The 24,287-nt window shown below is 72.4% G+C and carries 19 protein-coding genes; 10 read left to right on the forward strand and 9 right to left on the reverse strand.

The genetic code is table 11. The annotated features are described in order from the left end of the window. Positions 1-30 precede the first annotated feature (30 nt). The 4 genes from JOF36_RS04735 to JOF36_RS04750 all read right to left on the reverse strand — a co-directional run bounded on the left by JOF36_RS04735 (position 31) and on the right by JOF36_RS04750 (position 6,482). Positions 31-1,266, reverse strand: coding sequence for a multidrug effflux MFS transporter (locus tag JOF36_RS04735; RefSeq protein ID WP_307862213.1), 1,236 nt, complete (start codon positions 1,264-1,266; stop codon positions 31-33). 93 nt (positions 1,267-1,359) lie between these two features. Continuing rightward, positions 1,360-3,684 carry an FdhF/YdeP family oxidoreductase gene (locus JOF36_RS04740; RefSeq protein WP_210025192.1) on the reverse strand — a complete coding sequence of 775 codons (2,325 nt, stop codon included), beginning with the start codon at positions 3,682-3,684 and terminating at the stop codon, positions 1,360-1,362. A gap of 120 nt (positions 3,685-3,804) precedes the next feature. After that, a complete protein-coding gene (locus JOF36_RS04745; RefSeq protein ID WP_210025193.1) occupies positions 3,805-5,787 on the reverse strand; it encodes an acyl-CoA dehydrogenase family protein in 1,983 nt (660 codons plus the stop codon). Then, positions 5,784-6,482 (reverse strand): TetR/AcrR family transcriptional regulator, encoded by a 699-nt coding sequence (locus JOF36_RS04750; RefSeq protein WP_210025194.1) that lies wholly within the window; start codon positions 6,480-6,482, stop codon positions 5,784-5,786. Before JOF36_RS04750 ends, JOF36_RS04745 begins: the two co-directional genes overlap by 4 nt. Before the next feature lie 145 nt (positions 6,483-6,627). Here JOF36_RS04750 and JOF36_RS04755 point away from each other — a divergent pair, with 145 nt between their 5' ends. The 7 genes from JOF36_RS04755 to JOF36_RS04785 all read left to right on the forward strand — a co-directional run bounded on the left by JOF36_RS04755 (position 6,628) and on the right by JOF36_RS04785 (position 13,780). Further along, positions 6,628-7,929 (forward strand): acetyl-CoA C-acetyltransferase, encoded by a 1,302-nt coding sequence (locus JOF36_RS04755; protein WP_210025195.1) that lies wholly within the window; start codon positions 6,628-6,630, stop codon positions 7,927-7,929. Beyond that, positions 7,926-9,284, forward strand: coding sequence for a 3-oxoacyl-ACP reductase (locus JOF36_RS04760; protein ID WP_210025196.1), 1,359 nt, complete (start codon positions 7,926-7,928; stop codon positions 9,282-9,284). The genes JOF36_RS04755 and JOF36_RS04760 overlap by 4 nt, the downstream gene beginning before the upstream one ends. A 1-nt stretch (position 9,285) precedes the next feature. Then, positions 9,286-10,149, forward strand: coding sequence for a MaoC family dehydratase (locus JOF36_RS04765; RefSeq protein WP_210025197.1), 864 nt, complete (start codon positions 9,286-9,288; stop codon positions 10,147-10,149). Between the two features lie 105 nt (positions 10,150-10,254). Continuing rightward, a complete protein-coding gene (locus tag JOF36_RS04770; RefSeq protein WP_210025198.1) occupies positions 10,255-10,395 on the forward strand; it encodes a hypothetical protein in 141 nt (46 codons plus the stop codon). Between the two features lie 157 nt (positions 10,396-10,552). Further along, on the forward strand, positions 10,553-10,969 hold the full coding sequence (locus tag JOF36_RS04775; RefSeq protein WP_210025199.1) for a DUF6069 family protein: 417 nt from the start codon (positions 10,553-10,555) through the stop codon (positions 10,967-10,969). Positions 10,970-11,036: 67 nt separating this feature from the next. Continuing rightward, on the forward strand, positions 11,037-12,197 hold the full coding sequence (locus JOF36_RS04780) for a pyridoxal phosphate-dependent aminotransferase (protein ID WP_210025200.1): 1,161 nt from the start codon (positions 11,037-11,039) through the stop codon (positions 12,195-12,197). A gap of 38 nt (positions 12,198-12,235) precedes the next feature. Next, on the forward strand, positions 12,236-13,780 hold the full coding sequence (locus JOF36_RS04785; protein WP_210025201.1) for an adenylate/guanylate cyclase domain-containing protein: 1,545 nt from the start codon (positions 12,236-12,238) through the stop codon (positions 13,778-13,780). A 73-nt stretch (positions 13,781-13,853) separates the two neighbouring features. Here JOF36_RS04785 and JOF36_RS04790 read toward each other — a convergent pair whose 3' ends face one another. Then, positions 13,854-14,678, reverse strand: a complete 825-nt coding sequence (locus JOF36_RS04790) for a DUF3800 domain-containing protein (RefSeq protein ID WP_210025202.1) — start codon at positions 14,676-14,678, stop codon at positions 13,854-13,856. Positions 14,679-14,753: 75 nt separating this feature from the next. Here JOF36_RS04790 and JOF36_RS04795 point away from each other — a divergent pair, with 75 nt between their 5' ends. Continuing rightward, the gene (locus JOF36_RS04795) at positions 14,754-16,367 is read left to right on the forward strand and encodes an acyl-CoA synthetase (RefSeq protein WP_210025203.1); all 1,614 of its coding nucleotides are present in this window, start codon (positions 14,754-14,756) and stop codon (positions 16,365-16,367) included. A 14-nt stretch (positions 16,368-16,381) separates the two neighbouring features. Here JOF36_RS04795 and JOF36_RS04800 read toward each other — a convergent pair whose 3' ends face one another. Both JOF36_RS04800 and JOF36_RS04805 read right to left on the reverse strand, forming a co-directional pair. Then, positions 16,382-17,059, reverse strand: a complete 678-nt coding sequence (locus tag JOF36_RS04800) for an SIMPL domain-containing protein (protein ID WP_210025204.1) — start codon at positions 17,057-17,059, stop codon at positions 16,382-16,384. Positions 17,060-17,077: 18 nt separating this feature from the next. Continuing rightward, a complete protein-coding gene (locus JOF36_RS04805; RefSeq protein ID WP_210025205.1) occupies positions 17,078-18,967 on the reverse strand; it encodes a sigma-54-dependent Fis family transcriptional regulator in 1,890 nt (629 codons plus the stop codon). 141 nt (positions 18,968-19,108) lie between these two features. Between JOF36_RS04805 and JOF36_RS04810 the strand changes: the two genes are divergently transcribed. After that, entirely contained in the window at positions 19,109-20,614 is a 1,506-nt protein-coding gene (locus tag JOF36_RS04810; protein ID WP_210025206.1) for a flavin-containing monooxygenase, read from the forward strand. A gap of 54 nt (positions 20,615-20,668) precedes the next feature. Continuing rightward, positions 20,669-21,487: an alpha/beta fold hydrolase gene (locus JOF36_RS04815; RefSeq protein WP_210025207.1), complete on the forward strand. Its 819-nt coding sequence runs from the start codon at positions 20,669-20,671 to the stop codon at positions 21,485-21,487. Here the strand turns inward: JOF36_RS04815 and JOF36_RS04820 are convergent. Together JOF36_RS04820 and JOF36_RS04825 are read right to left on the reverse strand one after the other, a co-directional pair. Further along, complete coding sequence (locus tag JOF36_RS04820; RefSeq protein ID WP_210025208.1) at positions 21,468-23,498, reverse strand: prolyl oligopeptidase family serine peptidase; 2,031 nt, start codon at positions 23,496-23,498, stop codon at positions 21,468-21,470. The two genes, JOF36_RS04815 and JOF36_RS04820, sit on opposite strands and share 20 nt — an antisense overlap. Before the next feature lie 14 nt (positions 23,499-23,512). Then, a complete protein-coding gene (locus tag JOF36_RS04825; protein ID WP_210025209.1) occupies positions 23,513-24,286 on the reverse strand; it encodes a putative hydro-lyase in 774 nt (257 codons plus the stop codon). Position 24,287 lies beyond the last annotated feature (1 nt).

A 24,287-nucleotide genomic window follows, 5' to 3' on the forward strand; every position in this document is an offset into this window, starting at 1 on the left:
GGGAACCTAGATCCTGAACTTCACTTCAGGTCAAACACGTGCGGGCCGGTCCTCGAGATCGGGCAGCGTCCACGGCCGCACGACCAGCACCAGCGCCAGGCCCGAGAGCGCGATGGCGCCGAACATCGACAGCCCCAGCGCGGCCGCGTCGTTGCCGAGCAGCCCGACCACCGGCGACGTCGCGGCGCCCAGGCCGAACTGCAGCGCCCCGAGCAGTGCCGCCGCCGTCCCGGCCGACTCCCCGTGCCGGGCCAGGGCCAGCGCAGGCGCGTTCGGCATGACGAACCCGCAGGCCAGCAGCAGTGCCCACACCCCGGCGAGCACGGCGGGGAGCCCACCGGTCCCGGTCATCGTCAGCACCGCCATCACGAGCCCGGCCAGCACGCCGGCGGCGATCGCGCCGCTCAGCACCCGGCGCGGCTCCAGGTACCGCAGCAGCACGGGGTTCAGCTGGGTGCCGATGACGAGCCAGATCGCGCCCGCGCCGAACGCGAGCCCGAACGTCTGCTGGTCCATCCCGAACTGCTGCTGGTAGACGTACGCGGCACCGGAGACGTAGCTGAACAGTGCTCCCATCGCCAGCCCCGCGACCAGTACCAGGCCGACGAACGTCCGGTCCCGCAGCAGCATCCCGTAGGTCCGCACGGTCGCGCCGAGCCGGGCGGGACGGCGACGGGACACGGGCAGCGTGTCGGGCAGCCCGGCCGTCACCACGGCGAGCATCACCAGGCCGTAGCCGGCGAGGAAGAGGAACACCCCGCGCCAGGACACCCAGGTGAGCAGGACCGCGCCGATCGTCGGTGCGAGCACCGGCGCGGCGCCCATCACGAGCATGAGCCGCGACAGCATGGTCGCGGCCGCGCGGCCGGTGAACAGGTCCCGCACGATCGCCAGCCCGATCACCGCGCCCGCGGAGGCGCCGACGCCCTGCAGCACCCGCAGCGCGGTCAGCACCTCGATCGAGGGCGCCACCGCCACCAGCGCGGACGCCAGCACGTGCAGCCCGGTGCCGAGCAGCAGCGGGAGGCGGCGCCCGTACGCGTCGGAGAGCGGGCCGATCACGATCTGGCCCAGCGCGAGACCGACCAGCGTGCCGGTCAGCGTCAGCTGCACCGTGGTCCCGGAGGCGCCCAGGTCACGGCCCACCTCCGGCAGCGCGGGCAGGTACGTGTCGATCGTCAGCGGCCCGAGCGCGATCAACGCGCCCAGGACCAGAGCGAGCCGTAGCCGGCTCGGTGTAGCGACGGCACTGCGCACAGCGGTCACCGGTTCCCCCCTCATGTGGCCACGACAGGGTTCAACCTCACCAGCGGTGACCGGATTCCCGCCGCGCCGGATCCGACGGCCCGGTGAGCGGCCTCACACGGTGCCGGTGCGCGATCCGCCCGCGGGCTCGAGCCGCACCTGCACCCACTTCGACGTCGGGCAGCGGGAGCCCTCGGCGAACGAGTCCAGCGGCACCAGCGGGTTGGTCTCCGGGTAGTAGGCGGCGACGCAGCCCTTCGGCGTCGAGTAGGACACCAGCCGGAAACCGTCGGCGCGCCGTTCCGAGCCGTCGATCCACTCGCTGACCAGGTCCACCCGGTCACCGTCGGCGTAGCCGAGCTCGCTCAGGTCGGCCGGTGAGATGAACACGACCCGGCGTCCGGAGTGGATGCCGCGGTAGCGGTCGTCCAGGCCGTAGATCGTGGTGTTGAACTGGTCGTGGCTGCGCAGGCTCTGCAGCACCAGCCGCCCCGCCGGCAACGTGGCGACCTGGATCGGGCTGACCGTGAACTCGGCCAGGCCGGACGTCGTTGGGAAGGTCCGGCTGTCCCGCGGCGGGTGCGGCAGCGCGAAGCCACCGGAGCGGGCGATCTTCTCGGTGTAGTCCTCGCAGCCCGGCACCACGCGGCCGATCGAGTCCCGGATGCGGTCGTAGTCGCCTGCGAACTCCGCCCACGGGACGGCGTGGTCGTCGCCGAAGGTCGCGCGGGCGACACCGCACAGGATGTCGACCTCCGAGCGCAGGAGCTCGCCCGCCGGCTCGGAGCGCCCGTGCGAGGCGTGCACGGCCGACATCGAGTCCTCGACGGTGACCTTCTGGATCCGGCCGCCGGTCAGGTCCTTCTCGGTCCGGCCGAGCGTCGGGAGGATCAGCGCGTCGGTGCCCGCGACGGCGTGCGACCGGTTGAGCTTGGTGGAGATCTGGACGGTGAGGGCGCTCTTCTCGAGCGCCCGCTCGGTGACCCCGGTGTCCGACATGGCCTGCGAGAAGTTGCCGCCGAGGCCGACGAACACCTTCCCGGCGCCGGCGTCCATCGCCTTCACGGCGGCGACCGCGTCGTAGCCGTGCTCGCGGGGCGGCTCGAACCCGAACTCGTCGCGCAGCGCGTCCAGGAAGCTGTCCGGCACCTTCTCCCAGATGCCCATCGAGCGGTCGCCCTGCACGTTCGAGTGGCCGCGGACCGGGCAGAGCCCCGCACCGGGCTTGCCGATCATGCCCTGGAGCAGCGCGACGTTCACCATCTCCTTGATGGTGTTCACCGAGTTGCGGTGCTGGGTGATGCCCATCGCCCAGCAGTTCACGATCCGCTCCGAGCCGGCGAGCATGTCCGCCGCCTTCTCGATCTGCGCCCAGTCCAGCCCGGTGGCGCGGACGACGGCGTCGCGGTCGATGTCCTCGACGTGGGCCGCGTACTCCTCGAAGCCGTTCGTGTGCCGCTCGATGAAGTCCCGGTCCACGACGGTGCCCGGAGCGCGCTTCTCCGCGGCCAGCAGCAGGTGGCCGAACGCCTGCCACAGCGCCAGGTCGCCGTCCGAGCGGATCTGCAGGAACTCGTCGGCGAGCCGGGTACCGATGCCGGCCATGCCGCGCGGGTGCTGCGGGTTGTCGAACTTGAACAGTCCCGCCTCGGGCAGCGGGTTGATCGCGATGATCCGTGCGCCGTTGCGCTTGGCGGTCTCCAGCGCGGACAGCATCCGCGGGTGGTTGGTGCCCGGGTTCTGCCCCGAGATCACGATGAGGTCGGCCTCGTGGATGTCGCGCAGCGACACCGAGCCCTTCCCGATGCCGATCGAGTCGGTGAGCCCGACCCCGGTCGACTCGTGGCACATGTTCGAGCAGTCGGGCAGGTTGTTCGTGCCGAAGGCGCGCACGAGCAGCTGGTAGACGAACGCGGCCTCGTTCGACGCCCGCCCGGAGGTGTAGAAGATCGCCTCGTCCGGCGAGTCGAGCGCCTTCAGGTGCGAGGCGACCAGCTCGAACGCGCTCTCCCAGCTGATCGGCTCGTAGTGCGTGCCGCCGTCGCGCCGGACCATCGGGTGCACCAGCCGGCCCTGGCTCTCCAGCCAGTGCGCGCTGCGGGTCTTCAGGTCCTCGACGGAGTGCTGCGCGAAGAACTCCGGTGTGACCTGGTTGCGGTCACCCTCCCAGGCGACGGCCTTGGCACCGTTCTCGCAGAACTCCGCGGTGTGCCGCTCGCCCGGGAGCGGGTCCGGCCAGGCGCAGCTCATGCAGTCGAAGCCGCCGACCTGGTTGAGGGAGAGCAGGTTCCGCGCGGTCTTCACCAGGCCCTGCGCGGACAGCGAGCGCTTCATGGAGATCGCGACCGCCTTCGCGCCGGCGGCTGCCGTCTTCCGTTCGGTCACGCGGAGCTCGGACTCCTCGGCGTCGACCGGGGGGTGGATCGGGGAGACGGACAACGGGCACCTCACTGCGCAGACAACACCGTCGGGGGACGGATCTTGACGACTCCGAGCCTAGGCTCGGAGTCGGCGGCCGTCCGCTGGTTCGGTGGTGGGTCGGCTCACAGGGGCGCGGTCTCAGCCGGTCTCGACCTGGTCGGTCACGGGCTCGGCGGGAGTGGCGGGGGCGGGAGCCCAGGCCTCGTCGTCGAGCATCGGGCAGGCCAGCCGGTTCTCCGGGATGCCGAACGCGTCGACCAGCGTCCGCGCGTAGGGCCGCAGCTCTGCGCACAACTCGTTGACCAGCGGGCGGATCGACCGGGACTCGGCGGCGGTGAGCCGTCCGGTCTCCAGGTACCAGGCGCGCTCGCGGTCGATCACCGTGAGCACGTGCAGGTCGTGGACCCGCTCCAGCAGCGCCCGCACGCCGGCGTCGTCGATGCGTTCCAGCGCGTCCGCGAAGGACTGCTCGACCATGACGTCGACGTGTGCCCGCGCCGCGACCAGCAGCAGGTCCTGCGCGGAGTTGAACACGGCGAACTCGTCGTTGCCCCGGCGCATCGCCGGCGCCAGGTTGCGGATCGCGGTGGCCAGGGTGTCCTCGCGACGCACCCGCAGCAGTTCGCGCCGCCGCGCGCGGTCGGTCAGATCGAGCCCGCGCGACGGGAGCCGCCGCAGCAGCGACGCCGCGCCGGTCCGCTCGGCGAGCACCCCGGCCAGCTGGCGGCCGACCAGCGGAGCGATGGCCAGCGGGTTGCCCTTCTTGACCGTCCGGCCGTAGTCGGCCAGCAGCTCCTTGGCCAGCAGCTGCAGCAGCACCGTGTTGTCGCCCTCGAAGGTGGTGAACACGTCGGTGTCCGCCTTCAGCGCGGGCAGCAGGTTCTCCTCCAGGTAGCCGGCGCCGCCGCAGGCCTCCCGGCAGGTCTGGATGGTGTGCGTGGCGTGCCAGGTGGCGATCGCCTTGATCCCGGCCGCGGCCTGCTCCAGGGTCCGCTGCTCACGGGCACCGGCCGGCTCGGCCCCGGGCGCCTGGATGGCGTGCATCCGGGCCACCAGGTCGTCCTGGGTGAAGTGCAGCGCGAACGTCGTCGCCAGTGCGGGCAGGAGTTTGCGCTGGTGGGCGAGGTAGTCGAGGACGGCGATCTCCTCGCCGGTCGACGGGTTCGAGAACTGACGGCGGCGCTCGCCGAACCGGACCGCGAGGGCCAGCGCCTTCTGCGCCGCGCCACCCGCGCCGCCCGCGACGCTGATCCGGCCGCGGACCAGCGTGCCGAGCATGGTGAAGAACCGCGCGGTCTCGTTCTCGATCGGCGAGGAGTACGTGCCGTCCTCGGCGACGTCGGCGAACCGGTTGAGCAGATGGGTCCGCGGGATCCGGACCCGCTCGAAGGACAGCCGCCCGTTGTCGACGCCGTTCAGGCCGGCCTTGCGGCCGTCGTCGCCGATGGTGACGCCGGGCACCGGGTTGCCGTCGGCGTCGCGCAGCGGGACCAGGAACGCGTGCACCCCCCGGCTCCGGCCGCCGGTGATCAGCTGGGCGAAGACGACGGCCATCCGGCCGTCCCGCGCGGCGTTGCCGATGTAGGTCTTGCGCGCCTGCGGGTACGGGGTGTGCACGACGAACTCGTGCGAGGCGGGGTCGTAGGTCGCGGTGGTGTGCAGGTGCTGCACGTCCGACCCGTGACCGGCCTCGGTCATGGCGAAGCAGCCGAGCAGCTCGCCGTCGATGATCCTGCGCAGGTACTGCTCGTGATGCCGCTCGGTACCCAGTACCTGCACCGCGCCGCCGAACAGCCCCCACTGGACACCCGCCTTGACCAGCAGTGACAGGTCCCCGTAGGCGAGCATCGAGAACGCGGTGACGACGCCGCCGACATCGCCTTCGCCCCCGACGGCCGGGTCGAAGCCGGTGAGCGGCCGGCCCGAGGACGTCAGGACCTTCAGCGCGTCGGTGATGTGCGCCCGGTACTCGGCCGACGAGTGGTCCGGATCCGTGCGCAGGTCGGTCGCGGCGAGCTGCTCCCGGGTCTCCTGACGGACGCGGGCCCATCGGCCGTCGACGACGGTCCGCAGGATGTCCACCGGGATCAGGTCCGGGGCGGGAAGGGTGCTCTGGGTCATGGCTGAACCTCCTGCACGTGCGATGCCAGTCCGGACAGGCCGGACCAGGCGAGGTCGGTGAGGTGGACGGTGAGCTGTCCACGGGTGGTGCCGTCCGGGCGGGCCAGCCAGTCGTCGGCTGCGCCGCGGACCAGGCCGACGATCGCGTGGCCCCAGATCCGGACGGTCGACGACGCGTCGGCGCCGGCCGGTCGCAGGTAGCCACCGATCGCGGCGGCGACCTCGTCGCCGATCACGGTCACCAGGTCGTTGACCGGGTCGGGGGCCGGGGTGCCGGCCGGTGTCCCGGCCCCGCGGCGCCCGCCGTGGCCCTGGGCGAGTAGTGGCCGGTGCACCACGAAGCGGTACAGCTCCGGGTCGATCTCGATCAGTCGCAGGTAGGCGTCGACACCGGCGGCGACGGCGGACCGGGGCCCGCGCCCGGGGTCGGACAGCACGTCCGCCGTGGCGCGCCGCACCTCGGCGAGCAGTACCCCGGCCACCGACTCGCAGACCGCGGTGTAGAGGCCGGTCCGGTCGCCGAAGTGCCGGTAGACCACGGTCTTGCTGGTGCCGGCCGCGGCGGCGATCTCGTCCATCCCGATGCCGGCGCCCTGGCGGCGGATCGCCGCGATGGCGGAGCCGACGAGCTGCACACGTCGCTGCTCGCGGTGGGTGTCCCACCTGCTGTCCCGCTTGTCCCGTCCCACCTGCACGGAACCTACAGTACCGTGTACCTTAAGTATCGGCTACTCGGTGGTAACGACGGCCAGCACGCATCCCATGCTCCGCCTGCCGGCGATCGTGCGCAGCGCAACCGCCCGGCCGGGGAGCGCGACCCGATCTGGAGGAGGGACGACCATGTCAGCCAGTACCCGGCGCGCCGCCGTCATCGGTGGCAACCGGATCCCGTTCGCGCGGGCCAACAAGGCCTACGCGGGCGCATCCAACCTGGACATGCTCACCACCACGCTGGACGGTCTGGTGGCCCGCTTCGGGCTGGCCGGCGAGCGGCTCGGCGAGGTCGTCGCGGGGGCCGTCCTCAAGCACTCCCGGGACTTCAACCTCACCCGCGAGGCGGTCCTGGGCTCCCGGCTGGACCCGGCGACCGCGGCCTACGACGTCCAGCAGGCCTGCGGCACCGGCCTGGAGGCGACCGTCGCGGTCGCCAACAAGATCGCCCTCGGCCAGCTCGAGTCCGGCGTGGCCGGTGGTGTGGACACCGCATCCGACGCGCCGATCGCGCTGAACGACGACCTGCGCCGGGTCCTGGTCAAGCTCAACGCGGCGCGGACGGTCGCCGACCGGATCAAGCTCGTCGGGCAGCTGCGCCCGGGCCAGATCGTCCCGGAGATCCCGGAGAACTCCGAGCCGCGCACCGGCCTGTCGATGGGCGAGCACGCGGCACGGACCGCCCTCGAGTGGGGCATCGGCCGCGCCGAGCAGGACGAGCTCGCCGCCCGCAGCCACCGCAACCTGGCTGCCGCCTACGACCGCGGCTTCTTCGACGACCTCCTCACGCCGTATCTGAAGCTGACCCGCGACGACAACCTGCGCCCGGACTCGTCGGCGGAGAAGCTCGCGAAGCTGAAGCCGGTGTTCGGCACGGGCCCGGACGCGACGATGACGGCCGGCAACTCCACCCCGCTGACCGACGGCGCCGCCCTGGTCCTCCTCGGATCCGACGAGTGGGCCGCCGAGCACCGGCTGCCGGTGCTGGCGCACGTGGTCGACGCCGAGACGGCAGCCGTGGACTATGTGCACGGCCCGGACGGGTTGCTCACGGCCCCGGTGTTCGCGGTGCCGCGGATGCTGGCCCGCCAGGGGCTGACCCTGCAGGACTTCGACCTGTACGAGATCCACGAGGCGTTCGCCTCGGTCGTGCAGGTGCAGCGCAAGGCCTGGGAGGACCCGCGGTTCTGCACGGAGCGCCTCGGTCTCGACTCGCCGCTCGGCGCGATCGACGACGACAAGCTCAACGTCGCCGGCTCCTCGCTGGCAGCCGGGCACCCGTTCGCCGCGACCGGTGGGCGGATCGTCGCCACCCTGGCGAAGCTGCTGCGGGAGAAGGCGGACACCGAGCGCACGGACCAGCGTGGACTGATCTCGATCTGCGCCGCGGGCGGTCAGGGCGTCGTGGCGATCCTGGAGGCGACGGCATGAGTGGCAACGATCTTCTGGCGACCCTGTCCAACACCGGCATCGCCAAGCAGCTGGGGCTGCCGACGGTGCCGGCCCTGCGCCGGCACCGCCCGGGCGACCCGCTGCTGGCCGGGCCGGTGCTCGTCGCCTCCGCCGGGGACGGCCGGTTCGCCGGGCCGGTCGCCGCGTTCGTGCGGGAGCACGGGCAGCAGGTGATTGCTGAGGCGGGCGAGGAGAAGCTGCACGGCGTCGTCGTCGACCTGACCGGGGCACGGACCCTGGCCGATCTCGCCGCGGCGCAGCAGATCCTCACCCCGGCGGTGAAGCGGGTCGGCCCGTCGGGCCGGGTGCTGCTGATCGGAGCCGAGCCCGCCGAGGCGCCCGGTGCCGAAGCGGCGGCGGTGGCCCAGGCGCTCGACGGGCTGGTCCGCTCCATCGGCAAGGAACTGCGGTTCGGGGCGACGGCGAACCTGCTCGTCGTGGCCGCGGGCGCCCCGCCGGCCGCTGTCGACTCGTCGCTGCGGTTCTTCCTGTCCGCCCGCTCGGCCTACGTCGACGGGCAGGTCGTGCGCGTGAGCGAACCGGTCGGCACGCCGCAGGAGCCTGCCGAGGTCGACGACCCCCGCGCCGAGGAGCGGCCGCTGGCCGGCCGGATCGCCGTCGTCACCGGGGCCGCGCGGGGGATCGGCGCGGCCGTCGCCGAGACCCTCGCCCGGGACGGTGCGTCGATCGTCGCCGTCGACGTCCCGGCGGCCGGAGAAGGTCTCGCGAGGACCGCGAACCGCACCGGCGGCACCGCGCTGCAGCTCGACATCACCGCGGCCGACGCGGCGGACCGGTTGCTCACCCACCTGACGGAGCGGCACGGCGGCGTCGACCTCGTGGTCCACAACGCCGGCATCACCCGGGACAAGCTGCTCGCCAACATGACCGCCGACCGCTGGGACTCGGTGCTGGCGGTGAACCTGGGCGCCCAGCTGGCGATCAACGAGGCACTGCTCGCGGCGGGGTCCCCGCTGCACGACGCCGGCCGGGTCGTTTGTGTGTCGTCCCAGTCCGGGATCGCGGGCAACCGCGGCCAGACCAACTACGCGGCGTCCAAGGCCGGCGTGATCGGGATGGTCCGGGCGTTCGCCCCGCGGTTCGCCGAGCGCGGGGCGACGATCAACGCCGTCGCTCCCGGGTTCATCGAGACCGAGATGACGGGGAAGATGCCGATCGGCACCCGCGAGGCCGGTCGCCGGGTCAACTCGCTCAAGCAGGGCGGGCTGCCGGTCGACGTCGCCGAGGCCATCGGCTGGCTCGGCCGGGCCGAGTCCGGCGGGCTGAACGGGCAGGTCGTGCGGGTCTGCGGCCAGTCGATGCTGGGGGCCTGACATGGCGGTCACGGAGCTGTCCGGGCCGCCCTCCCTGGGGCCGCTCTACGCGCGTGCCGCGGTCGGAGCCGTGTTGCCGCGCAGGGCGTCGGTCCTGCCGGACACGGAGCTGGTCCGCCGCGGGGTCACACCCGACCCCGGGCAGCTCGCCGACTACGCCCGCGTCTGCGGGTTCCGGGTCGGCGACGCGCTGCCGGTGACCTACCCGCACGTGCTCGCGTTCGGGCTGCAGGTCGCGCTGATGGCCGACCGGTCGTTCCCGCTCGCGCTGCCGGGGCTGGTGCACCTCGCCAACCGGATCACCGTGCACCGCGCGATCGCGCCATCGGAGCCGCTCGACGTCCGGGTCCGCGCCGACCGGCTCACCGCGCACCCCAAGGGTGCCCAGGTGGACCTGATCGCAGTGGTCTCCGCGGGCGGCGAGACGGTCTGGGAGGGGCGCAGCACCTACCTGTCCCGGGGCGCGACGGCGCCCGCCGCGGCCGGGGGCGAGGACGTCCCGGAGCCGGCCGCGCCGACCGGTACGGCGAGTGCGCTGTGGCGGATCCCGGCCGACGCCGGGCGCCGCTACGCCGCCGTCTCCGGGGACGTGAACCCGATCCACCTGCACCCGCTCACCGCGCGGGCGATGGGCTTCCCGCGGGCGATCGCGCACGGCATGTGGACGGCGGCACGCGCCGCGGCGGCGCTCGAGGGGCGGGTCCCCGACGCCGTCACCTACGACGTCGTGTTCCGCAAGCCGGTGCTGCTCCCGGCGACGGCCGAGCTGGTCACCCAGCAGGACGCCGACGGGGCGTGGCGGTTCGCGGTCCGCGGCGCCGGAAAGACGGAAAGGCTCCATCTGACCGGCCGCCTCGCGGGGTAGCGAGACGGGGCACCAGGGACGCGACCCGACCGGACGGACAGGTACCGCTCGCCCGGTCGGGTGGTTCTGAATCGGTCCATGTGCCGGTACAGCAACGTTATGCCGGTGACGAACGTCTACCTCTGTGTCCACCATTCGTCACCAGACGTTCGAGGGGAGACCACGATGAACACCGACGACACCACCGGCGCTGTCGAGACCGAGGAGAACGAGGACGAGACGCACATCGTCCGCGGACTCGACTGAGGTGAACCGGTAGCTCGCCCGGCGGCGGTGGAACCCACCGCGGACACGGGCCTGCACGGGGTAGCGCAGAACCTCGATCAGGAGCTGCGCCGCCCGTTCACCGGAGTCTCCACAATGCCCTTGACCTGAAGTCGGCTTCAGCTCGCACGCTTCTCGCATGACTTCCTACAACGCGATCCCGACCACCTCGACCACGCTCCGCGCCTCCTGGCTCGCCCGTCCCACCGGTGTCGCCGCAACCGTCCTGGTCACCCTGTTCGTGTGGCTGCTCGGGCGGCTGGCCGGTGCCGACTACCTCCTCGACGATCCCGCCCAACCGGTGGTCATCAGCGCCGGTGCGACGGCCGTCGTCACGCTCGTCGTCGCACTGCTCGGCTGGGGCGCACTCGCCCTCCTGGAACGGGTCACCCGGCACGCCGCCCGGATCTGGACCGGGCTCGCGGTGCTCGTGCTGATCCTCTCGATGTTCCCGATCTTCTTCGTCGTCGCGACCCCGGCGACCATGGCGGCCCTCTACGCCGTCCACCTCGCCGTCGCGGTCCTGATCCCCGCGCTGCGTCCCGACCGTCGCTGACCCGGCCCCGGCCGGTGCGGGCCTCCGTCGTCCGGGGAGGCCCGCACCGGCATTAGGGTCGACGACCATGCTGGTCGAGCGCATGCGCCCGTTCACCTCCACGATCTTCACCGAGATCTCGCGGCTCGCCGTCGAGACCGGTGCGATCAACCTCGGCCAGGGGTTCCCGGACACCGACGGTCCCGCGTCCCTGCTCGCCGACGCCGCCGCGAACATCACCGAGCGCGGTGTGAACCAGTACCCGCCCGGCCCGGGCATGCCGTCGCTGCGCCGGGCCGTCGCCGACCACCAGCGCCGCTTCTACGGGCTCGAGGTCGACCCGGCCGACGTCGTCGTCACGACCGGTGCCACCGAGGCCATCGCCTCGGCCCTGCTCGGGCTGTGCGAACCCGGCGACGAGGTCGTCACGTTCGAACCGGCCTACGACTCCTACGCCGCGTCGGTCGCGCTGGCCGGCGCGACCCTGAAGCCGGTGCCGCTGCACCCGCCCCGCTTCGGTTTCGACGACGACGAGCTCGCCGCGGCGTTCTCCGACCGCACGAAGGTCGTGCTGGTCAACACCCCGCACAACCCGACCGGGACCGTGTTCACCCGGGCGCAGCTGGTCCGGATCGGGGAGCTCGCCGTCGCGCACGACGCCGTGATCGTGACCGACGAGGTCTACGAACACATGACCTTCGACGACGCCGAGCACGTCCCGATGGCGACCCTGCCCGGCCTCGCCGGCCGCACGCTCACGATCTCCTCGGCCGGCAAGACGTTCTCGGTCACCGGCTGGAAGGTGGGCTGGATCCACGGCCCGCCCGAGCTGGTCGCCGCCCCGCGCGCGGTGAAGCAGTTCCTCACCTTCCACGGCGGGGCGCCGCTGCAGCCGGCCGTGGCGAACGCGCTGGCCCTCGGTGACGACTTCTACTTCTCGATCACCACCGACCTGACCCGCAAGCGGGACCTGCTCTCCGCGGGGCTGCGGGCCGCCGGGTTCGACGTGCTCACGCCACGGGGCACCTACTTCGTGGTCGCCGATCCTCGCCCGCTCGGCTTCGACGACGGCGTCGACCTCGCCGGGAAGCTCCCCGGCCTGTGCGGGGTCGCGGCCGTGCCGGTGTCGGTGTTCTGCAGCTCCGCGGCAGGGGTCGCGGCGACCCGGCCGTTGGTGCGGTTCGCGTTCTGCAAGCGCGACGAGGTGCTCACCGAGGCGGCCGAGCGGCTGGCCGGCCTGCGCGGCTGAGGTTTCCTTCTCACCCCTTCGGCCTAGACTCCGCGATCATGACGGATCTGCGACCGGCCAGGCCGGGGCGCTCGGTCGTCGGTCTGCCGGTGCGGGCGTTGCTCGCGTTCGTGGTCACCGGGGCGAACGTCGGCGGTGCCGCGGCCGTACTGGTGATCGCCGCGTTCGTGCTGCCCCGTGGGCAGCTGCTGGACGCGGTGGAGATCCGGCTGGTGAACCTCGTCGTCCTGGCGGTGTACCTGCTGGTGGCGATCCCGGCCGGGATCTGGCTCGGCCACCGCGCGCTGACCGTGCGCCGGTCGGAGGCCGACGTGGAGCAGGCGCAGCTGCGGCTGGTGCTGGCCGGCCCGGCCCGAATCAGCGGGACGATCGTGGTGCTGTGGTTCCTCGCCGCGATCCTGTTCTGCCTGCTCAACCTGCGGTACTCGGGGCGGCTGGCGTTCTCGGTGACGGCGACGGTCGCGATCGGCGGAGTCACCACCTGCGCGCTGTCCTACCTGCTCGTCGAGCGGATGCTGCGCCGCGCCGCGGCCCAGGTGCTCTCCGGTCGCCCGCCGCGGCGTCGTCGCCTGGTCACCGGCGTGATGCTGCGCTCGGTCGGGTTCTGGGTACTGGGCACCGCCGTCCCGCTGGCCGGTCTCATGCTCGCCGGCCTGGTCGCGCTGTTCTACCAGGACTCCTCACCGACCCAGCTCGCCGTGACGATGCTGGTGCTGGGTGGGACGGCGATCGGCAGCGGCCTGCTGACCACGATCGGCGCGGCCCGGGCCATCGCCGACCCGGTGCTGACGGTGCGCCGGGCGCTGGCCCGGGTGCAGGACGGCGACCTCGGCGTGCACGTCCCCGTCTACGACAACACCGAGCTCGGCCAGCTGCAGGCCGGGACCAACCAGATGGTCGAGGGACTGCGGGAGCGGGAGCGGATCCGGGACCTGTTCGGCAGGCACGTCGGCCGCGACGTCGCCGAGGCCGCCGCCGCCCGGTCGCACGAGGTCCGGCTCGGTGGCGAGGTGCGGCCGGTCGCGGTGCTGTTCGTCGATCTCGTCGGGTCGACGACGATGGCCGTCCGCCGGCCGCCGGAGGAGGTCGTCGCCCTGCTCAACCGGTTCTTCGGCGTGGTGCTCGAGTGCGTCGAGCAGTCCGGCGGATGGATCAACAAGTTCGAGGGCGACGCCGCGCTGGCGATCTTCGGTGCGCCGCTGGACCTGGACGACGCCCCCGGCGCCGCGCTCGTCGCCGCGCGCCGCCTCGGGGAGCGTCTGGCCGCCGAGATGCCGGAGATCGAGGCGGGGGTCGGCGTGTCCGCCGGGGATGCCGTCGCCGGCAACCTCGGTGATCCGCGCCGGTACGAGTACACCGTGATCGGCGACCCGGTGAACGAGGCCGCCCGGCTCACCGAGCTCGCCAAGTCCGTCCCGGGCAGGGTGGTCGCGGCCGCCCGTGCGGTCGACGCCGCCGGCCCCGAAGCCGACCACTGGCGGGCCGGGGAGCCGGTGACTCTGCGGGGGCGGGACGAGCCGACCGGCGTCTGTGTCCCGGAGGATCACGTGTCCATCCGGGCCCGAGCCGTGCAGGAGGAGTGATGCCCGCCGAGATACGGCTCGGTGTCGTGGGAGGAGGCCCACGACGGTCCCGGGCCGGTTGTGCCGTGACAGGTCATCGGGGCCCGGGTAGGGTAGCTGTTACGGGAGGACCAGCGAGACCTGGAAATCCTGTCCGCCTTAGACCCCGCCCTCGTGGCGGGGTCTTCGTGCATCTATGCAGGCCAGACGCGTTGGCGCACGATCGCCGTTCCAGTAGCCCGTACAGCCGTGCCCAGGCGGCTTCTGCTCGTGGGTCGGTCTCGACGTGCGTCTTCCGGCGCCGGTAGATGAACGTGGCGAAATCGGCTGCCTGGAGAAGCCGGGAGCTGTGCGATGGGGTGAAGTAGATGGTGTCGACGATGCGGTCGAGGACCTGCGCCTTGTAGCCCCAGGTTCCGTCGCGCTGAGCGACCCACAGATTTCGCCGGTGCTCGTCGTGTTGGTCGACCTCATCGGCAATGAGCAGCGCGAACGTTGCGGTCCCGACCTTCCTCCCGACCGTCCTGGTGTACTCCTGGACACGCTCCATGATCCACATCAACGCGAGCGAGTGGGGTTCGTCCGGCTTCGCGTAGCGCTCGGAGAGTTTGGTGCGGTCGATGCCCTCGACGATGAACGTGGCCTCGTGGCGCGCGATGGCGGCAAGGACTTTCTCGTAGATGCCGATACGCGCGCGGTGCATCCGGGCGAGCGGCTTCCATCCACCCTTGCCGTGAACCAGCTCGTGGGCGTGCAGTTCGAAGGACGGGTCGATCTCGTCGTACGCGGTCGACGTCCGCTCCATCAGGTCGTCGAGATCGGTGACCAGAGGCCGAGCCGCGGCTTCCGGAACGACGAGGGCACCGATGAAGTAGTGGGTGTCGGTGTAGGACTCGTCTGCCCACACACCGAGTGACACGTGAGGGTTCGCCGCAGAGCCCTCATGTGACGCCGGGTAGGTGCGTGGCCGTGGCGGGTGGGGCAGGATCTCCGTATGAGCAGCGCCGCCACCGGATTCAGCGAGCAGACGACCGCCGCGATCACGCGGGCCCGCCGGCATTCCACCGGTGACCTGCTGCATCGCACGGCGTTGCGCTACCCGGACAAGCTCGCCGTGGTCGATGCCGGTGCCCGGTGGACGTTCGCCGAGTTCGACGCCGCGGTGAACCGTTGCGCGGCGGCGTTGGCCGGCCACGGCCTGGTCAAGGGCGACCGGCTCGCGCTGATGTCGCACAACTGCCGCCAGTTCGGGGTGCTGACGTTCGCGACCGCGCGGCTGGGCGTCGTGCTGGTGCCGGTGAACTTCATGCTCGGCCCGGAGGAGATCGCCTACATCCTCGACCACTCGGGGGCGAAGGCGTTCGTCGTCGAGGACACGCTCGCCGCGGTCGCGGAGAAGGCGCTGGCCCGGTCCGCCGACCCGGCGACGATCCGGGGGTGGATCGGGCTGTCCGGGCAGGCGCCGACCGGTGACTGGATCGACGCCGACGGCTGGATCGACGGCGAGGGCGACCCCGGCGAGCCGGACGTGCACGTGGGCGACGACGACCCGCTGCGCCTGATGTACACCTCGGGCACCGAGTCCCGGCCCAAGGGCGTGATGCTGCCGTCCCGTTCGCTGATCACCCAGTACGTCAGCTGCATCGTCGACGGCGGGATGACCCACGACGACGTCGAGCTGCACCCGTTGCCGATGTATCACTGCGCGCAGCTGGACTGCTTCTTCTCCGTCGACGTCTACCTGGGCGCGACCAGCATCATCCTGCCCGGGCCGGACCCGGCGACGGTGCTCGCGACGATCGAGCGGGAGAAGGTCACCAAGCTGTTCTGCCCGCCGACGGTGTGGATCGCGTTGCTGCGCCACCCGGACTTCGACTCGACCGATCTGTCCAGCCTGCGCAAGGGGTACTACGGCGCGGCCGCGATGCCGGTCGAGGTGCTGCAGGAGCTGTCCCGGCGGCTCCCGGACGTCTCGCTGTGGAACTTCTACGGCCAGACCGAGATGTCGCCGCTGGCCACGATCCTGCGTCCGGAGGAGCAGATCGAGCGGGCCGGGTCGGCGGGGCGGGCCTCGCTCAACTGCGAGACCCGGGTCGTGAACGAGCAGGGTGAGCAGGTGCCGCCCGGCGAGGTCGGCGAGATCGTGCACCGGTCCCCGCACGCCGCGCTGGGCTACTACAACGACGAGGCGAAGACCGCCGAGGCGTTCGCGGGCGGCTGGTTCCACTCCGGTGATCTCGGCGTGATGACCGAGGACGGCTACCTGTCGGTGGTCGACCGGAAGAAGGACATGATCAAGACCGGTGGGGAGAACGTCGCGTCCCGCGAGGTCGAGGAGGCCGTCTACCTGCTCGAGGGTGTCGGCGAGGTCGCGGTGTTCGGGGTCAGTCACCCGCACTGGATCGAGGCCGTGACCGCGGTCGTGGTGCCCAAGCAGGGTGTGACGCTCTCCGAGGAGCAGGTGCACGCGCACACGCGGGAGAAGCTCGCCGGCTACAAGCGGCCGAAGTACGTCGTGTTCGCCGACGCGTTGCCGAAGAACCCGAGCGGGAAGATCCTCAAGCGGGAGCTGCGCACCGAGCACGCCGACATCGCGAAGGACGGGTGAGGCCGGGCCCGAGCTCAGGCCGGGGACACGACGAACTCGGCCTCGACGGCGGCCCGGACGGTGATGTCGTCGGGCGCGAGCAGCGCGCCCAGCCCGTCGTCGGACTCGGGAGCGCCGCCACCCGGCGCGGCGGCGAAGGCCCGCGCCGCGACCGGAGCGGGGCGCGGGTCGAGCAGCCCGACGTCGGCCACCGACCGGGCACGGACCGGCCCGAGATCGAGGGCGTCGGCGTAGTCCTGGGCCCGCGCGAGTGCCTGCCGGAGTGCCTCCTGCCGCGCCGCCCGCTCGATCTCGCGGCGGTGGTCGTCGGCCAGACCCCAGTCGATCCCGCGGACCTGGACGTTCTCGGAGCCGCCCAGGCCGGACAGCCAGCCGCCGAGCCGGGCGACGTCGTCGAACTCCACCGACAACGACACCGACGCGTGGTGGACCGGCGGGCGCGGGCGGCCCTTGTGCGAGGGATGCTGCACCGACGTCCGGACCTGGTCGACGACGTAGCGGCGGACGGGCCCGGAGTCCGGGTCGTGCCAGGCCCGGACGTCGGCGAGGACGGCGACGCACTCGGCCTCGACCCGCGCCCGCACCGGTCCGGGCTCGGCGCCCTGCGCGCGCACCACGACGCGCGCGGTGCCGCGCTCGGCGGGGACCTCGCGCTCGTGCTCACCGCGGACCCGGATCACGACCTCGTTCACACCGGACGACGCTAGCGGTCAGTCGGTGATCCCGTACTGGCGGATCTTGCGGTAGAGGGTGGATCGGGCCAGCCCGAGCGCGGTGGCCGCCGCCACGCGGTTGCCGCCCGCGTCACGCAGCGCCCCGACGATCGCGTTGCGCTCCACCCGGTCGACCGCGCGCAGCGAGCTGCGCGGCGCGCTCTGGCAGGACTCGGGCAGATCGGCGGGCTCGATGATCCCGACCGGGCGCCTGCGCAACGCGGCGCCGAGCGCGTCGGCCAGCTCGGTCACGTTGCCGGGCCAGGTGTGGCGGGCCAGCATCCGCAGCGCGGCGGGCGACAGCCGGATCTCGCGCTGGGGAGCCAGCTCGGCCAGCACCGCCCCGGCCAGGGCCGGCAGGTCCGCGGAGCGGTTGCGCAGTGGCGGCACCGTCGCCGACCACCGGAACCGGTCCAGCAGCGCGCCGTACTCGGGCCCGCGCACGGCGTCGTAGGAGGCGGTCGCCGCGATCCGCAGCGGCGCGTCGGGTGACCGCGCGGCGCCGAGCGCCGCGGCGAGGGTCTCGACCGCTCCGTCCGGCAGCCGGTCGACGTCGGACAGCACCAGCAGCCGGCCCGGCTCCGGGGACCGGATCCGGTCCGCCACCGCGCCGGGCGCGGCCGCCACCTGCTCGGGCCCCACCGGCACGACGTTCCCCGGTCCGTGCAGCAACCGGTCCACGTCGGACAGCATCCGGCGCCGGCCGGAGCCCGGCTCGCCCAGCACCAGCACCGCCGTCGAGGGCTCGTGCAGCGCCTCGGTGACCGCCGCCCAGGCCGTCCGCCACGCCGGGGACCGGCTCCCGGCCGGTGCGGGCGCCGATGCGGGAGCGACCGGCCCGGCTGCGGGTCCGGGGGCGCCCGGGATCGGACCGGCGGACCGCGGGGAGACGGTCGCCGGACCGGGGGACTGCGTGCGGACGGTCGCCGGGCCGGCGGAGCGCGGGCGGACGGTGGCCGGTCCGGCACCGGACTCCTGCGGCACCGCGACGGTCCCGATCATCCCGGCGACCGAGTCGCCGACCGTGACGACCGTCGCGCGCAGCCGTACCCGGGTTCCGGAGGGCAGGTCCACGCGGTCGTCGGTCGACGGGCCCCGGAGCATCACGAACCGCATGTGGTCCTGCAACGCGAGCAGGTCCTCGGAGTCGAGCAGGGTCTGGGTCAGCACGTTGGTCAGCACCGTGCTGCGGCCGATGGCCACGACGGCCCGCCTGCCCCGGGCGTCGGCGCGGGCGTAGGCGTCGAACAGGGCCTGCTGGTCGGGGTCACGATCGCGCAGCAGTGCCTCCTGGATCTGCGCGGCCGCCGCCCGCACGAGCGAGTGCAGCACAGGGGAGGAGTGCTCGGACCGGCAGCTGACGTCGAGGACGCCCTCGATCCGCCGGGTGAGCGGGTCCCGCACGGGGGCGCCGGCGCAGGCGTAGTCCTGCAGTCGCTCCACGAAGTGCTGGGCACCGACGATGTGGACGGACTCGCCGAACTCCAGGACCGTCCCGACCCCGTTGGTGCCGACCTCGCCCTCGCCGTACCCGAACCCGGTGGCGAAGTTGTTGCCGTCGGCGATCAGGCCGATCCCGCGCTGGGTGTCCCGGCGCAGGAGCAGCCGGGCGCGGTCGTCGGTCAGCGCGATGCACACGGGGACGTCCGCGACCTGCTCGGCCAGCCGGTCGATCACCGGCCGGGCACACCGGACCAGGCGGGAGTCGACATCGAGGTCGGCGTGGTAGCGGTTCGCGATCGTCCCGGGGTCGACACCGCGGGCGAGACTGCGCCGCCACGAGGCCGCGACATGGTCCGGCACACCGGGCAGGTCGACGTCGTACCGGTCCAGCAGGTCGTCCCTCGCCGAGGTGAGCAGCGTGCGTTCGTCCCGGACCTCGCCCATGAACTACTCCTCTGTGTGCTCCCTCACATCATGCGGCCGCGGTCAAGACCTTCGGATGTCCGACCTTGGGACACCCGCCGTCGTGCGGTGCGGATCTAGGTTCGGCACGCCCCCTTCACCGTCGAACGGAGAGACGCCGCCATGACCGGTGCCGCCACGACCGAGCGCAACCAACCCGACGTCCGGGACGCCGGACACGTCGATGTCCTCATCGTCGGAGCGGGTGTGTCCGGGATCGGCGCCGCGCACCACCTGCGCGAGCGGTTCCCCGACCGGAGCTTCGTGCTCCTGGAGGCCCAGGACGCCCCCGGCGGGACCTGGTGGACCCACCAGTACCCGGGTGCGCGCTCGGACAGTGACCTGTTCACCTACGGCTACCGGCACAAGCCGTGGCGCGGGAAGTCGATCGCCGCCGGCGACGCGATCCTGTCCTACCTCGACGAGGTCATCGAGGAGGACGACCTGGCGGACAAGATCCGCTACCACCATCGGGTCACCGCGCTCGACTGGTCGTCCGAGGAGCACCGGTGGACCGCGGAGGTCACCCGTACCGACACCGGCGAGCGGCTGCGCCTCACCACCGAGTTCCTGTGGATGTGCCAGGGCTACTACAACCACGACGAGCCCTACACCCCCGAGTGGCCGGGCACGGAACGGTTCGAGGGCCGCATCGTGCACCCGCAGGCCTGGCCGGGCGACCTCGAGCAGGACGGCAAGCGGGTGCTCGTCATCGGGTCGGGCGCGACGGCGGCGACCATCGTCCCGGCGATGGCGGAGACCGCCGAGTACGTGACGATGCTGCAGCGCTCGCCGTCGTACTGGTTCCCGGCGCCGACGGTGCACGAGCTCGCCACGATGCTGGAGCCGCTGGACCTGCCCGCCGAGTGGACGCACGAGATCCTGCGCCGCACCTACGTCCAGCAGTTGGACTGGCTGGCGACGACCGGTCTCGAGGACCCCGACCAGCTGCACGAGTTCCTCGTCGAGACCATCCGCCCGCTGCTGCCCGAGGGCACCGACGTCGAGAAGCACTTCACGCCGCAGTACCGGCCGTGGCAGCAGCGGATCGCGTTCGTCCCGGACGGCGACTTCTTCACCTCCATGCGCGAGGGCAAGGCCGAGGTCGTCACCGACGAGATCACCGAGTTCACCGAGAAGGGCGTGCAGGTCGGTTCCGGCGACGTACTCGAGGCCGACATCATCGTGACGGCCACCGGCTTCAACCTGTCGGTGCTCGGCGACATCCCGTTCCGGGTGGACGGCGAGCCGGTCGACTTCACGAAGCGGGTCACCTGGCGCGGGATGATGATCAGCGGGGTGCCGAACATGGCGTACTCGTTCGGCTACTTCCGCCACAGCTGGACGCTGCGCGTCGATCTGATCAACGACGTCGTCGGGCGCGTCTTCGACCGGATGGCCGAGCGGGGCGTGACCACGGTGGTCCCCGAACTGCGCCCCGGTGACGAGGACATGCCGCTGCTGCCGTGGAGCGACCCGGCGAACTTCAACCCCGGCTACGTCATGCGCTCGCAGGACAAGATGTTCCGCCAGGGCGACCGGGCTCCGTGGACCCACATGCACGAGCACGACCAGGAGCGGGTGTCGCTGCCCGCGGCCGATCTCGACGACGGCCTGCAGTTCCGCTGAGCCCACCCCGCTGACGTCTGCTGAAGCGCTGCCCGCACCCCGAAGGAGATTCACGTGCCCCAGACGAGTATCCGCACCGGCATCACGGTGAACCACGAGTCGACCGGCAGCGGCGAGCCGCTGCTGCTGATCATGGGAACGTCCGGCTCGATCCCGCTGTGGGGTGAGCTGACCGCCCGGCTCGCCGAGCAGCACCAGGTCATCACCTACGACCTGCGTGGTCTCGGTGGCACCGAGCGCGGCGACGGGCCGATGACCGTTGCGTCACTGGCCGAGGACGCCGCGGCCCTGCTCGAGGCACTGGACGTGCCGCGGGCGCACATCCTCGGCTGGTCGCTCGGGTCGGCGATCGCGCAGGAGCTGGCCCTGGCCCACCCGGACCGGGTCGCCTCCACGATCATGTACGGGACGTGGGGACGCTGCGACGGGTTCCAGCGGTCCGTGCTCTCCGCGCTCCGGCTGCCCTACGCGCACGGCGACATGGAGGGGGCGCTGGCCGCGTCCGGGATCGCCTTCTCCCCGCAGCTGCTCGACCGGCCCGACTTCGAGGAGCTGCTGGGCCCGCTGATCCCGGCGTTCCCGCAGACCGAGGCGCAGATCCGGGCGACCGTCGAGCAGTGGGACGCCGACCTGGCCCACGACACGCTCGACCGGCTCGGCGCGATCACCGCGCCGACCCTGGTCGTGGTCGGCGAGCAGGACCTGCTCACCCCGCAGTGGCAGTCCCGCAAGGTCGCCGACGCGATCCCCGGGGCCCGGTTCGAGCTCGTCACCGGGCCCGGGTCGAGTCACGGCATGCACATCGAGCGTCCCGAGGACCTCGCGAAGCTCGTCACCGGCTTCCTCGACGGGGTCACGACGACCGGTTCGTGAGCCGCTCCCACAGGAACGCGTAGGCGAGCGCGGACATCCGCGCCGCCTGTGCGTTGTCCGCGGCGCCGCCGTGGCCGCCCTCGATGTTCTCGTAGTACGTGACATCGTGGCCGGCCGCGGCGAGCGCCGCGGCGAACTTGCGGGCGTGGCCGGGGTGCACCCGGTCGTCCCGGGTCGAGGTCAACAGGATCACCGGCGGGTAGGCGGCCGCGGCGTCGATCAGGTGGTACGGCGAGAACGTCCGGACGAACTCCCAGTCGTCGGTGTCCGGGTCGCCGTACTCGGCCATCCAGGACGCGCCGGCGAGCAGATGGCTGTAGCGCTTCATGTCGAGCAGCGGGACCTGGATGACGACCGCTCCGAACAGCTCCGGGTCGCGGACCAGCATGTTCCCCGCCATCAGCCCGCCGTTGCTGCCGCCCTGCACGGCCAGGTGCGCGGGCGAGGTGATCTTGCGGTCCACCAGGTCGCGGGCGACGGCGGCCATGTCCTCGTAGGCACGCGGCCGGTTCTCCCGCAGCGCCGCGCGGTGCCAGCGGGGGCCGTACTCGCCACCGCCGCGCAGGTTCGCGACCGCGTACGCCCCGCCCCGCTCCAGCCAGGACCGGCCGATGCCGCCGGAGTAGCCCGGGGTCAGCGCGATCTCGAACCCGCCGTAGCCGTAGAGCAGGGTCGGTGCGGTGCCGTCGAAGGGCAGGTCCTCGCGCCGGACCAGGAAGTACGGCACGCGGGTGCCGTCCTCGCTGGTCACGAAGTGCTGCTCGATCACGTGTCCCGAGGCGTCGAAGAACGCCGGTGAGCTCTTCAGCGTCTCGGGCCGCTCACCGATCGTCGCGATCGACAGCGTCGAGGGGGTGAGGTAGTCGGTGACGACGAGCCAGACGTCGTCGTTCTCGTCGGAGTCCACCGCGGACACCTCGACGCTGCCGAACTCGGGCGCCCCGGTGAACGGGGTACGGGTCCAGCCGTCGTCGCCGGGGGTGAGCACGGAGAGCGTGTTGACGACGTTCTCGAGCACGTTGAGCACCAGGTGATGACGCGTCCAGGTGTACCCGGCCAGCGACGACTCCGTGGTCGGTGCGAACAGGACGTCCCAGGCCGGGTTGCCCGCCATGACATCGTCGAACCGGGCCGCGAGCAGCGAGCCCGCCCGGAACGAGTCCCAGTCCTCCCGCAGCTCGAGGATCAGCCACTCGCGCTCGACGTCGGCGATCGCCGAGTCCGGCACGTCGATCTTCCGCAGCTCGGAGCCGCTGTCGACCAGGTAGAGCTCGTCGGAGTAGAAGGCGATCGCCCGGCGCACGAAGTCGCGCTCGAACCCGGGTGTCGGGTCGTGGTGGGCGCTGACCGACAGGTCGTCCGGCTCGCCCTCGAACACGACCGGGGCCTGGTCGAGGGGCGTGCCCCGGGCCCAGCGACGCACGGTGCGCGGGTAGCCGGAACTCGTCGTCGTCCCGTCGCCGAAGTCGCTGGCGACGTAGAGGGTGTCCCGGTCGATCCAGCTCACGCCGCCCTTCGCCTCGGGCCGGAAGAACCCGGCTGCGGCCCCGTCCGGCTCGATCCACCGCTTCGCGACGAGGTCGAACTCGCGGGTGACGTCGGCGTCCGCGCCGCCGCGGGACAGGTCCACCAGCGCGCGGTCGAGGTCCGGGCGCAGGATCCGGGCGCCGTGCCAGACCCAGTTCTCACCCTCGGCCTCGTTGAGCGCGTCGAGGTCGAGCAGGATCTCCCAGTCCGGGTCGTCGGTCCGGTACTGCTCGGGCGTGGTGCGCCGCCACAGGCCGCGCGGGTTCCGCTCGTCGGTCCAGAAGTTGTAGTAGAGCCCGCCGCGCTGCACGACCCAGGGGATGCGGGCGTCCGAGTCGAGTACCTCGCGGATGCCCGACTCCAGCCCGGTGAACAGCTCGGTGCCGGTCAGCTGCTCCTCGGCGTGGGCGTTGCGCTCCGCCACCCACTCCAGGGCCGCGGTGCCGGTGACGTCCTCGAGCCAGGCGTGGGGGTCGTTCGTCATACCCCGATCATGTCTCAGAGCAGGTAGTCGGTGTCCCGGGCGTCGGTGATCAGCATCTGGCCGGGTTCGTGGGTGATCGCGAGCGGGAGCCGGGACTCGAGCACGGCGGCCTGCGGGGTCACCCCGCACGCCCAGAACACCGGGACGTCGCCCTCGGCAGGCCGCACCGGGTCGCCGTAGTCGGGTGCGTCGAGATCCGCGATCCCCAGCTCGGCCGGATCGCCGATGTGCACCGGCGCACCGTGCACCTGCGGGTAGCGGGCGGTCACCGACACGGCGGTCTCCACCAGATCGGCCGGGACCGGGCGCATCGAGACCACCAGCGGGCCGGACAGCCGCCCTGCGGTGCGGCAGCGCCGGGTCGTCCGGTACATCGGGACGTTGCGGCCCTGCTCGATGTGCCGCACCGGGACACCGGCGCCGAGCAGCGCGTTCTCGAAGGTGAAGCTGCAGCCGATCAGGAATGCGACCAGGTCGTCGCGCCAGTACTCCCGCGCGTCCGACGGCCGGTCGACCAGCTCGCCGTCGCGGTGGACGCGGTAGCCGGGCAGGTCGGTCCGGACGTCACCGTCGAGGATCGCGCCGCCCAGCTCACCGGGCTCCAGGACGTCGAGCACCGGGCACGGCTTCGGGTTGCGCTGGGAGAACAACAGGACATCCCAGGCGTACTCCCGCGGGACGGCGATCAGGTTGGCCTGTGTGTACCCGGCGCACCAGCCGGACGTCGGGATGGACAGCCCGGCGCGGAACCGTTCCCGGGCCCGCGCCGGAGCGAGGTCGGCGGTCACG

Source organism: Pseudonocardia parietis, from assembly GCF_017876315.1.
Lineage (GTDB): Bacteria > Actinomycetota > Actinomycetes > Mycobacteriales > Pseudonocardiaceae > Pseudonocardia > Pseudonocardia parietis.